11 protein-coding genes and 1 pseudogene are annotated in these 16,116 nt (G+C 32.8%); 11 read left to right on the top strand and 1 reads right to left on the bottom strand.

Translation table 11 applies throughout. The features are described 5' to 3' along the window. Positions 1–2 precede the first annotated feature (2 nt). The 11 genes and pseudogenes from F9279_RS05025 to F9279_RS04985 all read left to right on the top strand — a co-directional run bounded on the left by F9279_RS05025 (position 3) and on the right by F9279_RS04985 (position 14,758). Positions 3–2,258, top strand: coding sequence for a S8 family peptidase (locus F9279_RS05025; RefSeq protein WP_152111701.1), 2,256 nt, complete (start codon positions 3–5; stop codon positions 2,256–2,258). Between the two features lie 259 nt (positions 2,259–2,517). Then, complete coding sequence (locus tag F9279_RS05020; RefSeq protein ID WP_152111700.1) at positions 2,518–3,957, top strand: Wadjet anti-phage system protein JetA family protein; 1,440 nt, start codon at positions 2,518–2,520, stop codon at positions 3,955–3,957. Beyond that, on the top strand, positions 3,938–4,543 hold the full coding sequence (locus tag F9279_RS05015) for a DUF4194 domain-containing protein (RefSeq protein ID WP_152111699.1): 606 nt from the start codon (positions 3,938–3,940) through the stop codon (positions 4,541–4,543). The genes F9279_RS05020 and F9279_RS05015 overlap by 20 nt, the downstream gene beginning before the upstream one ends. Continuing rightward, complete coding sequence (locus F9279_RS05010) at positions 4,512–7,871, top strand: ATP-binding protein (protein WP_193224459.1); 3,360 nt, start codon at positions 4,512–4,514, stop codon at positions 7,869–7,871. Before F9279_RS05015 ends, F9279_RS05010 begins: the two co-directional genes overlap by 32 nt. After that, positions 7,792–9,111, top strand: a complete 1,320-nt coding sequence (locus F9279_RS05005) for a Wadjet anti-phage system protein JetD domain-containing protein (RefSeq protein WP_152111697.1) — start codon at positions 7,792–7,794, stop codon at positions 9,109–9,111. The genes F9279_RS05010 and F9279_RS05005 overlap by 80 nt, the downstream gene beginning before the upstream one ends. Before the next feature lie 210 nt (positions 9,112–9,321). Next, a pseudogene (locus tag F9279_RS05000) lies at positions 9,322–9,594 on the top strand (ATP-binding protein); the annotation flags it as partial. Between the two features lie 244 nt (positions 9,595–9,838). Then, positions 9,839–11,194: a phosphoglucosamine mutase gene (gene glmM / locus F9279_RS04995; protein WP_152111696.1), complete on the top strand. Its 1,356-nt coding sequence runs from the start codon at positions 9,839–9,841 to the stop codon at positions 11,192–11,194. A gap of 636 nt (positions 11,195–11,830) precedes the next feature. Continuing rightward, complete coding sequence (locus tag F9279_RS25030) at positions 11,831–12,001, top strand: hypothetical protein (protein WP_193224458.1); 171 nt, start codon at positions 11,831–11,833, stop codon at positions 11,999–12,001. Position 12,002: 1 nt separating this feature from the next. Continuing rightward, on the top strand, positions 12,003–12,143 hold the full coding sequence (locus F9279_RS25025; RefSeq protein ID WP_193224457.1) for a hypothetical protein: 141 nt from the start codon (positions 12,003–12,005) through the stop codon (positions 12,141–12,143). Between the two features lie 477 nt (positions 12,144–12,620). Next, positions 12,621–13,007, top strand: a complete 387-nt coding sequence (locus tag F9279_RS04990; RefSeq protein ID WP_152111695.1) for a hypothetical protein — start codon at positions 12,621–12,623, stop codon at positions 13,005–13,007. Positions 13,008–13,132: 125 nt separating this feature from the next. Beyond that, the gene (locus F9279_RS04985) at positions 13,133–14,758 is read left to right on the top strand and encodes a cell envelope integrity protein TolA (protein WP_152111694.1); all 1,626 of its coding nucleotides are present in this window, start codon (positions 13,133–13,135) and stop codon (positions 14,756–14,758) included. 378 nt (positions 14,759–15,136) lie between these two features. Here F9279_RS04985 and F9279_RS04980 read toward each other — a convergent pair whose 3' ends face one another. Next, entirely contained in the window at positions 15,137–15,880 is a 744-nt protein-coding gene (locus F9279_RS04980) for a hypothetical protein (protein WP_152111693.1), read from the bottom strand. Between the last annotated feature and the right edge of the window lie 236 nt (positions 15,881–16,116).

Here is a 16,116-nt window from a genome sequence, read left to right as displayed (position 1 = left end):
AAATGGCAGATAGACCACATTTTAGAATATCTTCGGACAGTGTTGTAAACCGAAATACTGATTTTGATGGGGGTGGACGATCGTATACAAGAAACGATTATTATTCTCATGGACAATCTTTACTCAAAGGGCTTAGAGCGATAAACCAAAGAATTGAGACTACAAAAGATGTTGTTAAAGATAGGGCTTTCTTAGAAATCAAATTAGCTCCAGGAGAGAAAATTAAAGATAGGTACAAGAATTTACAAAACAATGCGCAAATAACAGTGTTAGATGTGATCAATGAATCTACAGGATATGGATTTATTAAGAAAGACGATATACCATATCTATCGTCTAGACTTCGTCAGTATTCTGAATCAGATGAACATACAGGAAGAAGTTACTTCTCTTTTGTTGAAGAGCTTAACAATATAGACGGTTTTGAGAAATTAAGTCCTCAATTAAGAAAGAAGGTTGAAGGGCAAGCGGAGGAGAAATTTGAAGTTACAATCGAATCTTTTAGTAATCTACCACGTGAAGTATTAGAACTTGGTTTCATAGAACAATGTGGGGAGTTAATAGATAAAAATGGACGAATAAAATCATCATATATCCATACTTCTGGAAGTGTTGTTGTTGAGGTTGAGGCAAATCAGGAAGGTGTTCTTGCATTAGCTCAGAATCTTGATTCTATACGTTCAATGGACGTTTCTCCCAGGGTTGTTTTACCAATGAATCATCCGCATGCAGGAAATATACAAACTTTAAATATAAAGGATATTGAGGGAGACGCTAAAGTGTGTATATTTGATTCTGGAACGGTAGAAGGGAATCGATATTTTGACCCGTTTATAATTAATAGGTTAAATGCTGTACTGGCGGATGGATATAATACCTATCATGGGAGTTTTGTAGCTAGCCGTGCAATATTTAGGGAAAATGTTGATGATCAATTAGCAACTGGTAAACTAACACCTCATGTTAAAGTTTTAGACATTCGTGTTTTTGGTACTGATACAAACGGTGAAACGGTATCATTGAGTGAATCTGAGTTAATTAATGTGATTAGGCAAACAGTAAGGGATTATCATCAAGAAGTTAGGGTGTATAACTTGTCTCTTGGATTTTTAAATCCGGTTACAGACGAAACAACCTTAAGTGATTTACAGGTAACAAGAATAGCAGCAGAATTGGATGCAATAAGTAAGGAAAAAGATGTATTGTTTATTACTTCAGCAGGGAATATCAATTCCTTATATCAAAAAATGATTAATACACCTTATCCTAATTATTTTTCAGATGATGCTACTAGAATACTACCTCCGGGTGAAAATTTCTTAGGAATTACAGTGGGGTCAGTTGCGACTAAGACTGAGAATGGTGCATTGGGCGGGATTAACCATCCTTCTCCCTTCTCAAGAAGAGGGCCAGGATCATTCGGAACTTTAAAACCTGAAATAGTTGTAGACGGTGGAAATGTAACTACAAGTGGGAATCCTGATCAAAGACTGTATTCGGTAGCGCTAGGTGAAAACCCTGGTGACCTTGCCTATAATGTTGGTACAAGTTTTTCAGCCCCATTAGTTTCTTCTTATGCAGCGGAATTATTTGATAAAATTCCAGATGTTTCTGCTAATTTAGTTAAAGGCCTTCTTTTACATTTTTCAAGTCATCCAAATGAAATACAAACATACGGTAGAACTAATAAGCTTGAACATATTGGATTTGGCATTCCTGATATTGAAAATTGTTTAGAATCTTTAAGAAGTAAGGCTACTTACGTATATGAGGGGTCTGTTCCGCAACAAACTTATGTGAAGATTCCGTTTTGGGTACCGTCTATTTTAGCAAATGACACAACAAGAAGTGGTAGAAAAAAACTAAAGTTGCGTGTTACTTTGGTATGGAACCCCATCACAGATAGAAGAAAACAAATGGATTATTCCTTGACTCATCTTAATATGAATCTATTTAAAATTGGTGATGATGGTCAAGAAAAAGAAGTGCAGATCCCGGTATCACAGTTACTTGAGCCTTCATATAAAATGAAATTCTCCCCAACAATAAGGGTTGAGAAGGAGTTTGAAAGAAGTTTTGCGGGTGGACTTTGGTCAATCCAATTACGAATGTCGCATCGTTGGGACGTGCCAGAAGAGTATGAGCAAGACTTTGCCCTGTTAGTATCAGTAGAAGACCCACAGGACACTATAAATGTGTATGAAGAAATTACAAATGAAGTTGGTATTAGGTATCAGCCTTTAATCCGTGTTCGCTAGATGCATTTAATAGAGTTCTAAATTAATAAAATAAAAGGCTGCTTGATAGTGGTCTTTTATTTCTGAATACTTTGATGAAGAGGATGAAATATAACTGGTTGTTTTTATAAGCTGGCCTATTTTTGAAAGTCTATTACCCCTTTATTAGTAATGGGCTTTTATTATACCTTATGGGATTAAAACACTAGAAATTAAATTTGGGTAAAGATGAGTATGGTATAATTTAACTATTATTTTAATGAGTATGGGGACTAGAAAAATGAAGCTTTTTGATGTGTTACCAGACCGATTTTTTTCCTTGTTTACTGGGAGTAATAAAGAAATATATGCTGAAGCAATTCTAGAATTATATGAACAATACAAGATTAACCGCATCGGAATTGACTACGATATAATGAGAGATTTATTGCAAGAGTTGATAGAAGTTAAAGAGGAATCTGGAGTTCAATTCGAGTTAGAAGATGATAGCAATTTAGAATCTAATGAAATAGAAAATATGCATCGGGCTAAAGCGAATGCGCTATTAAGAAAACTATTGTATTTAAAATGGATTGATGTAGAAACCAGGAATAATTTTAAGCAGTATATCATATTACCGCATTACTCTATTCGTATGTTAAGTGTCCTGCATGATCTTTGCCAGGTGAGATCGATAGAATACCAAAGCTATGCGTTAAGTACGTATCAGCTTTTAAGTAACGATGGGATGGAAAGACAACCTAGCATTGCTATTATCGAAGCGGAACGGATTACAGAGCAGTTATTAGAAGAGTTACGTCTGCTGATTAACAATATGAAAAATCATATGGAACAAGTAATAAGTAAACAGTCTCTTCAAGAAGTATTAGATCACCATTTCGATGTATATATGAAGAAAATTGTAGATAAAAGCTATCATAGATTAAAAACGTCCGACCATGTTGCAAGGTATAGAAGTAAGATATTAGAAACGGTGCAAAGGTGGTCTTTAAACCAAGATTTGCTAAACATAGCAATAGAGGATGCTATGAAATCAGAGTTATATAAAAACGAAGATGAAGCGGAGCTTAAAATTAGGCAATCTTTACAATTCATTGAGGAGACCTATGACAGTCTAGATGAATTATATGAACAAATTGATATTAGGCATCATCAATACATTAAATCGTCTTATGACCGTGCTAGGTATTTAACACAACATAATCAAGGGCTGGACCAGCAAATTGCTACCGTCTTAGAAAGTTATGAAAAAACACAAGATTTTTGGGATGAGTTTTTAAGTAACGTTTTTCGACTACATAATGTAGATAATTTATCAGAAAAATCATTGCTTACTCCGCGAAAGAAGAAGGCTACTCATCAAGCACAACCGCACACAGTAGTCCCTATTTCTGATGAAGTAAAAAAGAAAATCAGAGATATTAATATTAAAAGACTTGAGAACGCCATTACTAAGGAAAAGGTTAATACCTTTGTGATGGAACGATTAGGAGATCGTGAGGAAATAGGTATGAGTGAGCTAGCACCCAAAACAGTTGAAGAGTATATCTATTTACCTTTCGTTTATTTATATGGGTATGACCAACATTCGGAGTATAGATTAGTGCGTAACGAAGAAAAAAGAATCTTACATATTGGCGAATATCGTTTTGATGATCGTAAGGTAATACGCAATAGCCAAAGGGAAAGAGGTGTTACCCATGTTTACAAGCATAAGTGAGACGGAGCAAAAAGAGTTACAAGATGTTATAAATAAATTAATTTCTACCAACTTTCTTGTTAAGGAGTTGGATCGTAACTCGTATTATTTAGCAAATCGCCACAAGGAGAAAATGGAAGATTTCTTTCAGTTTTTAGGGTGGGATTTTGTTATTGATGATAGGCATGAAACTATATTTGTATCTTCTCAAAAGGGGAGCCATCGAAAAAGGCTCAGTCGGGAAGAAAGTATATGGATGCTAGTTCTTAGAATTATTTATCAGGATAAAAGAGAAGGGCTTTCATTATCAGAGTTTCCGGTCACAACATTATATGAAATAAGGGCAAAATACGAAACATTTCGCTTACCTAGCTTCACAAAATCTAAAGTAAGTGATCATATACGTTTATGCACTAGCTATCAATTGCTGGACCCAATCGACTCAGACTGGCATTCAGATGATTGTAGATTTCGTATGTTTCATAGTTGGTTACATATAATTGATGGAGAATCCATTCAACAATTAAATCAAAAGATATTGCGTTATGAAGTGGGAACGGGAGAGGAGGATGAAAATGAAATGGATGAAGAAACTGAAGCTGATTAATTGGCATTATTTTAAAGATGAAGAGATTCCGTTTGGGCGTCAAACAATGATAACAGGTAGAAATGCTGCAGGTAAATCAACAATTATTGATGCCTTACAGGTCTTGTTTATTGCGAACTTGAAAATGATACGCTTTAATTCCTCTGCCCACGATGATGCAAAACGCTCCCTAATTAGTTATTTAAGAGGGAAGATAGGTAGTGATGACCAAAGGTATGTCCGAGAAGGTGATTTTACCACTTATCTGATGGCAGAATTCTTTGATGAGAAGAAATTAGATTATTTTGTTGTCGGTGTTGTCATCGATGTTTATCGAGACGATTCAACGGATCAAGAATATTTTATTATTAATAACTGCGAGTTGAAAGATATTGAGTACTTGAAAGAGACAGGCCAATTAAAAAACCGTGATGAATTTCATCGCTATGTAAACAGTTTGAAAAATCGTTCGGTATTAGAGAGAACAAAAGATGGTTACCAAAAAGCGTTATTAAATAGAATGGGTCAAGTGAATCATCGCTTTTTCTCTTCTTTTTCAAAGGCATTGTCCTTTAAGCCAATACATAATGTAAGGGATTTTGTTTACGATTATATTTTGGATAAGAAAGAATTACAGTTGGACATCATGAAAGAAAACTTTGAGGTTCATCAAAAATATAAGCGTGAATTAGATGATTTAAGAAATAGGCAGACCAGATTAATTAAAATTAAAAGTCTATTTGAGCAATATAAGAAATTGTTAGATACTGTAGAGCAACAGGAATATGTAATCAAGAGATTAACGGTCGCTAAGCAGGAAGAAGAACATGAAAAATTAGAAAGTAAAAAACAGCAATTAGATGACAGGATTACAGAGTTAACTAATCAGAAGAACATTACTTCTAATCAACATAACGAGGCAAAAGACAAAAAAGTAGTAGCTTTTCAAAAATGGCAAAATAACCAGGAAAAAAAGAGAGAAGAAGAGTTACATAAAGATATTGATACAACGTTAAAAGAACTAGAAATTTACAAACAAGATTTAGTAAAGTTGATTAACGATTTACAGCAGGAAAGAAATATGATTAACAGGTTAACCAACATATCGGATAATGAATACTGGAAGTGGCAGCTAGGAGAGCAAAACAGTCTGAAAGAGGGTTTGCTACTATTAGAATCAATTTCTAATGGATTAGAGTCATCGACGGTTACAAAAATACCATTAAAACAGCAAAAGTTAAATCAACTTGGTGAAGAATTATCAAAACTTTATAACCGCTTTATTATTGCAAAAAGTGATACAGATAAGAAGATAGATGAATTAAAAGCGAAACGGGTTGAGTTAGTAAATGAAATAAGAAATTTAGAAAATAAGAAAAGAACGTATCCTGCTTCTATTAGTAAGTTAAAAGAACTGTTAGTGCGCAAATTAAATGAAAAATCAGAGGTTTGGATTTTTTGTGAGGAGATGGAAGTTTTAAATGAAGAATGGCGTAATGCCGTTGAGGGTTATTTACACACCCAAAAGTTTGATTTATTAGTAGAACCGGATTACTTTGAAGAAGCTTTATCTATTTATGAAGCTGAAAAGTGGAATCACAAGATAGAGGGTGTCGGTTTAGTAAATACGCAAAAAGAGCGTAAATATCTTGGCTCTTTGAGGCAAGGATCTCTTGCGGAAGAACTAGAAACAGTAAATCCTGTGATTCAAGCTCGTATTGAACACTTGTTAGGGAAAGTAATGAAATCTAACTCTGAAAAAGAGTTAAGTCAACATCAGGCAGGTATAACGAGTAGCTGTATGCTCTATCAAAACCTAGTAGCGAGACAAATTAAGAAAGAAAGATACCAAATACCTTTTATAGGCTCTAAAGCTATACCAAGGCAGATAGAGCTTAAGAAAGAAGAACTTTATAAGACGGAGCAAGATATCAAAAAGTTAGTACAACTGAAATGTCTATATGAAGATTGGGAACAGCAGCTAATTGAAAAACGTAGCTATTATACTCAACTGGGAAAAGAAATTGAATTACCGAATACTATAAAATTATTAGAAGATAATCTAGAAAAGTTTAAAAAAGAATTATCTCAACTAGACCTTAGTAGATTAAAAAAATTAGAGGAAGATTATTTTTACTGGAAGGATCGGGAGGAGAAATTAGAAGAGAAAGTTAGATATCTTATTGGGGAGATCAAAGAGAAAAAAGTAAGATTTAATTTTTTAGAAGATTTGTTAAATCAATCTAAGAGCAACCTGGAAGAATACGAGCAACAAGTTGTTCTTTGGCAGAATGAGAACTCCGAAGAAATGTATCGGATGGCTTTAGAACGTTTAAAAGAAGCAGATAAACAAGAATTACCGCTAGATAAGAAAATAGAAAACTGGGTTAATAACCAAAAAGGTAATCGTACTCAAGCGGATAATAGGTTAAATAAAGATATCAGAAACGAGAAACATGATTATAATGTTAAGCATAATTTTAATGGAGAAGAAGAGGCTCTGCACAATGATGAGTATCAGATGCTCTTAGAGCAAATCGATATTGACATTGATTCCTATCAAGAAAAGCTAAACGAAGCTCTTAAGCAATCTGAAGAAGAGTTTAAATCTCACTTCATCTATAAAATGAAAGAAGCAATAGACGGTGCAAAGAGACAGTTTCAACAACTTAATGATGCACTTAAAAGATTTCCTTTCCACCAAGAAAGTTATCAATTTGAATTTAAACCAAGTGAAAAATATAAAAGGTTCTATGAAATTATCATGGATCCTCAAGTTGTAGAAAAAGGCTCATTATTTGATATACCGGATGATGCAAAAGATCAGTCTTTACATGAACTATTCGAGTTATTAATTAAAGGAGAGATTGGTGACCAGGAGGAATTCTCTGATTATCGTCGTTACCTTGACTTTGACATCATAATTACTACTACAAATAGTAGAATTAGGTTTTCACAAGTGCTTAAAGAAAAATCCGGTGGAGAAACACAAACACCTTTTTATATTGCCATATTATCCTCATTTAATCAGTTATATAGTTCTGATAAAACGATGCGCCTAGTTGTTTTTGATGAAGCGTTTAATAAAATGGACGAAGAAAGAATACAAACAAGCTTACGCTTAATTAAAAATATGAACTTTCAATTAATAGCTGCTGTACCGGATGAGAAGCTGTCAAACATGGCAACAGAAGTTTCAACAATCATCGTAGTTCATAGAGAAGGCTATGAATGCTTTACAGATATGATACATAGAGAGGTGAGTGATAATGACGGAATTGACACAGGAACTAGCAAAAATCAAGGAGTACAAGAGCAAGGTTCTCTCTTTGCTTCTGAAGAAGTATGAAACAAGTAAGGCGTTTAGAACAGGAGAAGTAAGCTTGCAGCGACCTCAGTTTGCGATAAAGAAACTCAATAATTCACTTTCTAAAGATTACTTTGATGAAATGAATTATCGGAAAAGAGAGTGGATTCATCAAGCACTCGCTGAACTTCAAGAGAATGAGATTATTGAAGTCAAATGGCCAAAATTTAAAGAGGGCGAAGAGATTGACAAAGTATATCTTAATTTTGATGCTATCGGTAATGCATATGATATTGCGGAAATTATTCCTAAACAACAGAAGTTGGAAGATATCAAATCAATCCTTAGCCCTTTATCAGAGCATCCATGGCAATGGGTAAGGAATTTCTGGGATTACTATAATGAAGCGTTATCGAAGAATCAAACATCAGGTTTGGAAATCGATAATCCAAAAGGTTATGAGGATTTAGTCAAAACTCTTCTTTTTCTTCCGACAATGGATGAGGGGACGATGAAAAGAGTGCTTAGTCATCAATTGTTTAACGATACTAAGTATATAGAAAAACATGTACAGAGTAGATTAGTTTCTATTTATAAACGTTTTGGTGACATAGAACTTGACACTGATATCGAGTATCTGGATTCAATAGGTATTGTGGAAAACCCTCAAATATCTTTAGTTTCAGGGCCTTTGATATTTAATAGTATAAATTCAAGTGTAGATGTTGCTGAGTTACCTGGGGGAATTGGCCTTTCTTTTGAAACTATTAAAGAGTTAGAAATCAAAGATATAAATGCTAAGGCAATCCTCTTTATTGAAAACTTAACTGCTTATCATGAATTCTTAAATGGGAAAATAGTAGAAGATACTTTAAGCTCTAGTAAATTTACAAACACTGATCATATACTAACCATTTATACAGGTGGATATCCTCATCATGCTTTACGAAAGTTACTATATAAGCTTAAGGGTTTTATACAACAATCAAACAATTCTGTTGAGGTCTATCACTGGGGAGACATAGATTACGGTGGTATATTAATATTTGAACATCTGCGAAGAAATTATTTCTCATATCTAAAGCCTTTATTTATGGACGAGTACACATATAATAAATACCTTGAATATGGCATGCAGTTTTCACCTGAGTATGCCAATAAACTAACAGCACTGTTGAATGATGATAGTTATGATTTATGGCATAAGTTAATCGAAGCTTTGTTAAGAAATAAGATTCGGTTAGAACAAGAAGGCTTAGTAATTAATATGAATATAAAATAAGTATGAAATAGAAGCTCATCACCTTAAAGCGGTGGTGGGCTATTTTTATTTGCCTATTTATATAAATACATCTAACACGCATACTATTCTTACAAAAACATCATTATATGAAGATAAAAAAGGTGAATAAGATACAATATATAGTGTTTTAGGTTAGATATAATTCAATATATAGTTTTCTTGTTATCTAACTAGTATCATGGGGTACTTTTTCTCGACGAGATTGCAGAATTCTTCAAAAAAACGCTTGGTATGCCCCGTCAACTACTCGAACCGGGTGTAGTAACAAAAAGTCGTGCGCATTCTACTTTAACGTATCGATCTTTCTTTATCCTAGTATGTGCTATGAATCCTTGTCCATGTGGATACCTTGGTTCTCTTCATCATTATTGCACTTGTTTCCAAAGGCAAATTCAAGTCTACCGAAATCAGTTGTCAGGTCATATCTATGATCGAATTGATATCCATATACCCTTACAATAGGTGGATGTTAACCAGCCCTCCACAACGCTAGATTTCTTGGAAAGACGTTAATATGTTTGTATAAAAAAATGTTCCTATTACCTTATACTATAAGAAGAGAAAATATCAACCTTTCTTTTTCTATCTAAATAACTCTATCTATCTTCAAATTCCTATCCATTATGTATATAATTACCTTAAGGTAGAATGTGTAATGAAAGACTATTATAGGATTTACAATAGAAAGATATATAAAGGAGTTAACATGGGAAAATACTTCGGAACAGATGGAATTAGAGGAATAGCAAATAAAGAACTAACACCAGAACTAGCATTCAAGGTTGGTAGATATGGTGGCTATGTACTTACTAAAGATCAAGATAAACCCAAAGTAGTAATAGGAAAAGACACACGCATTTCCGGTAGTATGCTAGAATCAGCACTAATGGCTGGAATACTTTCTACTGGAGCTGAAGTGATTCAGCTAGGAGTCATTTCAACTCCAGGAGTAGCTTACTTAACAAAAGAATTAAAAGCACAGGCAGGTGTCATGATTTCTGCTTCTCATAATCCAGTGGAGGATAATGGGATTAAATTCTTTGGTCCTGATGGTTTTAAATTATTAGATCGTCAAGAAGAAGAAATTGAAGGGTTACTTGATCAACAAGAAGACACACTACCAAGGCCAACTGGAACAAATCTTGGACAAGTAATGGTTAATTATGAGTATAAATTTAAGTACTTAACTTACTTAAAAAATACCATAGATGAAGATTTTGAAGGTTTAACAATTGCACTGGATTGTGCAAATGGTTCAACCTCTTCCTTAGCACCACAACTATTTGCAGATTTGGATGCAGAAGTGTTCTCAATTGGGAATGTTCCAAATGGCTATAATATTAATGCTGGGGTAGGCTCAACTCATCCAGAAGCATTATCTGCATTTGTTACAGAAAAAGGTGCAGATATAGGTTTATCTTTTGATGGAGATGGTGATCGTTTAATCGCTATTGACGAAAATGGAGCCATTGTAGATGGAGATATGATCATGTATATTTGTGCGAATTACATGAAGAGTCAAGGAAAGTTAAAGCAGGATACGGTTGTTTCTACTGTTATGAGTAACTTGGGATTTTATAAGGCTTTAGAAAGCCAAGGAATTAACAGTAGCCAAACAAGTGTAGGAGATCGTTATGTAATGGAAGAGATGAGACAATCTGGTTTCAATCTTGGCGGAGAGCAATCTGGTCATATTATATTCCTAGACTATATTACTACAGGAGATGGTATGCTTGCAGGATTGCAGCTTGTTCAAATATTGAAAGCAACAGGCAAGTCCTTATCAGAACTAGCAAGTGAGATGCAGACATATCCTCAAGTTTTAAAAAATGTAAGAGTAACGGATAAAGCTCTTATGAATACAAATGGTCGAATTAAGATTGCTATCCAAGAAGTAGAAGAACAAATGAATGGCAATGGAAGAGTACTTGTTCGTCCGTCTGGTACTGAACCATTAGTTCGAGTAATGGTAGAAGCAGCTACTGAAAAAGAAGCAGAGAATTATGTACAGAAAATTGTAGATATTGTTGAAGAAGAGATAGGTGTTCACACATTGGTTTAATACCAAAAAGGGAAATTAACATAATAGTTGATTTCCCTTTTTAGTAAGGAAGAGTTATTAGAGTAGCAAGAGAATAAAATTTTTAGCATAAGTATTGTTTAAGGTAATAGTGGAATGCCAAAAAATAAATTAATAATGTCTAAGATTAAATAAATAATGCAGATAAACAATATTTTTTGAACAGCATATTAAGAGTTCTTTATCAAGGTGTTAAACCATAATATTTCATAGGTGTTTGTATAATTATTAAATAGGGAAAATGACCATGAACATAAAATTTGGTACATAGAAATATAATAAAAGACTTATATTTTATTGATCAATAATAGGGAAGGATGAATAAGATGAAACATAACTATTTATTCTTTTGTTCAAACTGTGGTATGCCCAATCAGCTAACTCCTTACATCTTACACAACTATATATCATTGAACTCTGTTGAAGTTATCTATTGTAGGAATTGTCAAAGAGAAATAAGAATACCACACTATTTAAAGAAGATTGCTAATGAACTAAAGTAACATCTAATAGAATATGAAATAAATATGTATTTTCTTCCAGTAGATTGCATAGAGGGAAAAATGTGGTAGAATAGTGTTAGTGATAACGAACGTTTTAGTCAGAGGTGAAATACAATTGGGAGAGTTTAATCAGTTGCCCAAATCATTAAAGAAAACTGTACGCTATATATTACAAGATACAGATTTAAGTAAGTTACAAGAAGTAGAGTTGGTATTATTAAAAACAATAAATAAGAGAAAAGAGATTCTTAAAAAAGAATATGTAAAGGGGAAAATGGAGAGCTGAAATGGAAAATCTACAGAATAATGATTTTAAAGATATACTTGTAAATGTGGTGAATGAAGGTAATAAAGGTGCAACCATGCAAGAAATATTGAGATTACTAGAGTTAGAGTTATTAAAATTGAATAGTATTATAAAGAAATAGTCATGTATTTGAAAAATTAGTAATTTTTGAAAGATACACCTTAGATAGACATTCAAGTAGGAGTGGTTTTCGAAAGTTACTAATTTATTAACGTTAATGACGAAAAGTGTTTATACAATTTTTATAGGCTAAAGTGGAAATCCTCATCAACTAGATGGGGATTATTTTTTATGAAAATAATTCTTCTAGGAGAGGCTATCAAAGAAGCTTGAGACTATTGGCGAACAAGGTACTACTTATCTAGCTCTACCTCTTTGTTCAAAGCAATATTAGAGAGCTTCTGTATAGATATTTAACATTAAGATAGATTCTATTGTTTTGTTACACAGTATTCACATCCATTTGGTGTTTAAATGGGTTGCATTTATAAACAATACATACTAAGTTGACAAGTATTACCATGAATAGTATATTAAATTTGATAATTAAATTTAAATTATTTTAAATAATCTTTATTGTAATTAAGGAGGTAATCATTTGAGTGTTATAAAAAAGTATGTAGAAGAACGTATAGCAATGCTAGAACAAGAGAAAATACCAAAGCCAATAAAGTTCTCAGTTTCTATTGAGAATGAAACAAATTTTCGATTGCAATACCTTGCTAAAAAGTTAGAAACGAGTAGAGCGAATTTATCTGCTGATTTTATACAGATGGCTATCATTGAAGCTGAGAAAACATTAGGGATTAATCCATTTGACTTTGAAAGTGCATATGGTAAGGCATATTTAGATAATTGTGGAGGTGCTTTCCATCATGATGATACGGGTTACTACCGAGTTAGTTCTAATGGAGAAAAAACTAAAATAACGGATATGAATAATGAAGGTGAAGTGGATTATAATTCTTTAAAAAACAAGGTTTGAGGTAATCTATTAACACTCTCAATCCAGTACGGATGAAGTATTCTACCTTTATAAATTACATCTAAGACTTGCTCAATAGAAATTGAAGTAATGAAATATACTTAACTATTGTTGGGGGATAGGAAATGAATATTGCATTATTGAATGATAGCGAAATAGATATTGAAAAGTTATGTTTTGAGTATGAAGTACAAGGAATAGATCGTAAGGAGATAAAAAACCATCTAAATGATAAATATCGTCGATTTTCACAAAAAGGGGATTTTCGGTGTGTCTGTTGTAATGAACGAGTAAAAATGGTTCTTTCAGAGGAAAAAGTTTTTTTCTTTCGACATTTTGATAAGAAATCATGTTCGTTTAGTGAGAACCATAAAACATATAAAAATCAGAAAGAAAGCCTAGAAGATAAACCAAAACATAGGGCTGGTAAAGCTATATTAAGAACCTATTTAGAAGGAATATGTAAATTAAAGAATATAATTATTAAGGATGGTTATGGTCATAGAAATACATTATCTTTTGTTCCAGATTTTATTTTAGAATTTCCTAATGGCCAAATGTGGGCAATAGATTACATAACTGGACTTAAAACTGATAGTAAATATGCTAAAAGTTTAGCTAAACGTAGAGACGCATACATAAAGCAGCAATTCACTCCCATATTCTTAATTGATCGCTATTGGATGGCTTATGAACATGATATAAATTATGTATCAATTGTGGAAGGGGAATTATTATGTGTTAAAAAAAGCAAGCAAGACTATTTATGGACAGAATATATAAGTAGGATGGAAAGCCATCTTATTGATGTTTTGTTTGACAATAAACCCTTAAATAGATCAGTAAAGAGTATTGCTTATTTTGCTCCACATGAGCGTGAAATTAGTATTATCCGCTTCTTACATGAAGAAGAACAACAAAGGAAAACAAAAACACTTTATAAGCCAATAACAATACCAATAGACAAAGCTCTGCAGTTTAATAGTACATATTCTGATTTTATTTACAGCGATGAAGATGAAGAAAATTATATGGAAGAATGGAGAAAAGAATTAGAACAGGAATATAACCTACGGGAAAGTATGAGAAAACAACAAGCTGCAGAAAGGAAGAGAAAAGAAGAAAGACAGAAAGAAGAAGATAGAAAAAAAGAAGAGCAAAGGAAGAGAGAAGAAGATAGGAAGTATAGAGAAAATCTTAGAATTGAGGAAGAAGAGAGAAAGAAGACAGAAGAAAAAACAATGGAATATGATGGTAGTATAGAGGATATTCCATTTATAGGTCGAAGTGAAAGACAAATGAATTCTGATTTAAAAAGAGAAATAGCTTCTACTACTAAAGATAACAACTTTAAAGATTCATATCAGTATAAGCAAATGATTCGGCATATGACAAAGTATTTTGAGCAAGAAGATGAGAACAGAACGGAATCGAAAGAGAAAAAAATTATTAGTTGGAGAAATGAAAGAAATAGCTTAATAAAAAGAATACCAACATGGATGCTGGATGAATTATTGAATCATTATGTTAATGGAGAAGGATACTTTATAAATGGACGAATGAAATGGAAGGAAATAGTGCTTCATTCATTTGATATACTTTATGAAGGTAAACTAACGACTCTACAACTGCTGGAAATGATGAAAATAGAAGGAATTAAGTTCGAACAATCTGATAAGGTTATGCTATATCCAGTTAATGAGTATGTTAGGTATATTGGTAGAAAGCTAAAAAGAGAGGTTACTATCTGACTTTTTTTACTGAAGATGATGATTGGCACCTTCTTTATTAGTTCCAGCTGTTATTCATTGCATGGGAGGATGCTTATTTTTTTCCTTTATTGCGCTTCTCTATCGTTTTTCCATTCATTAAAAACACCAGCTTCGATATTAAATGAAAGCTGGTGTAATTGTCTTAACTTTTTTAGAACACAGACTTTTAAATTCATGTTAAATTTCTAAATTTGGGTGGTAGATTATCAATTATTAAATCTAATAATTGATAGATATTATAATTATATCTTGCTGATTAATAAATTGGTTTCTTCACAAGGATACCTGTGGATGATGTATAGGATTTTATACGGATACTTGGTGGGTTGTTTTTAATTGGGATATTGTTAAATTAGGCTAGGCATCAATTGATTTCTTCTCTCGATTATTTGCAATCAAGTAACATATTAAACAAGTGACCAGAAATGGAATGAAGAAGGCTGTAACAGCTAAATGGACAAAAGGTACGGTATCACTATGTGCAAATACTTGTGTAATCTCCTCATTTTCAAACATTTCATTAACAAAATCTAAAGCTAATATATCGACTGATATATAGATACCCACAAGTAATACAGTCAAGAATGCTCCTACGTATTTCATTGTACTTTTAAAAGTAGTGGCATTAGCGTAAAGAGCCATATATAGCCAGGCGATAGGAAATGCGAAAAATGGAACCCACTCTGCATTACTCAGAAATTGTTCAGCAGCTGCTCCGAGAATTAAAGGAACGAATAATAGCCATAAGAATGAGGCCTTTTTATCCTTTTTTGCAACACGTGTAAATTCCAAGAGGAACAAAGCTCCCATAGGATAAATAATAAATTCAGCTAAAGCATGAGAAAAAGGAAGCCATTTTAGTAAGGTCAATGATCCTAAAAAAGTAATAATGCATATACCGATTAACTTTCTTATTGAGTTCTCATAACTAACATTTATCCAAACAAATAGACAACCAAGTATGATTAATAATGGTTCAGCTAGTACGTTTAAGGAAGAAAACTGTTGCGCGAGTAAACCAACTATGATTAATAATCCAAAGATTACTGTAAATAATTGTTTATCAAACCTCATGTTTTTAAAGCGATAGAAATTTTCCATATTCAATCTACCTCCTTTCTAGTAGGGGATTTTTACTAACAAATATATGCTTGACCTACTGATTAATGATTGATTGAAGGGGAATAGTTACAAAAATTTTGTAAATAATTTTTTTAAAAAAGTTGTAAAGTTTGAGTTAGCAATTGCATAAAATATATTAAGGGGAATTTTGTGTAATTTTAATCTGTCACCTTGCATAGTCTGTAGTAAGACTATTGAAAGGTGTTGAATTTGTT

The sequence above is a fragment of the Bacillus sp. B1-b2 genome (assembly GCF_009183415.1).
Lineage (GTDB): Bacteria > Bacillota > Bacilli > Bacillales > Cytobacillaceae > Niallia.
Note: the sequence above shows the minus strand (reverse complement) of the source record. Positions and strands in the feature narration are given on the sequence as shown.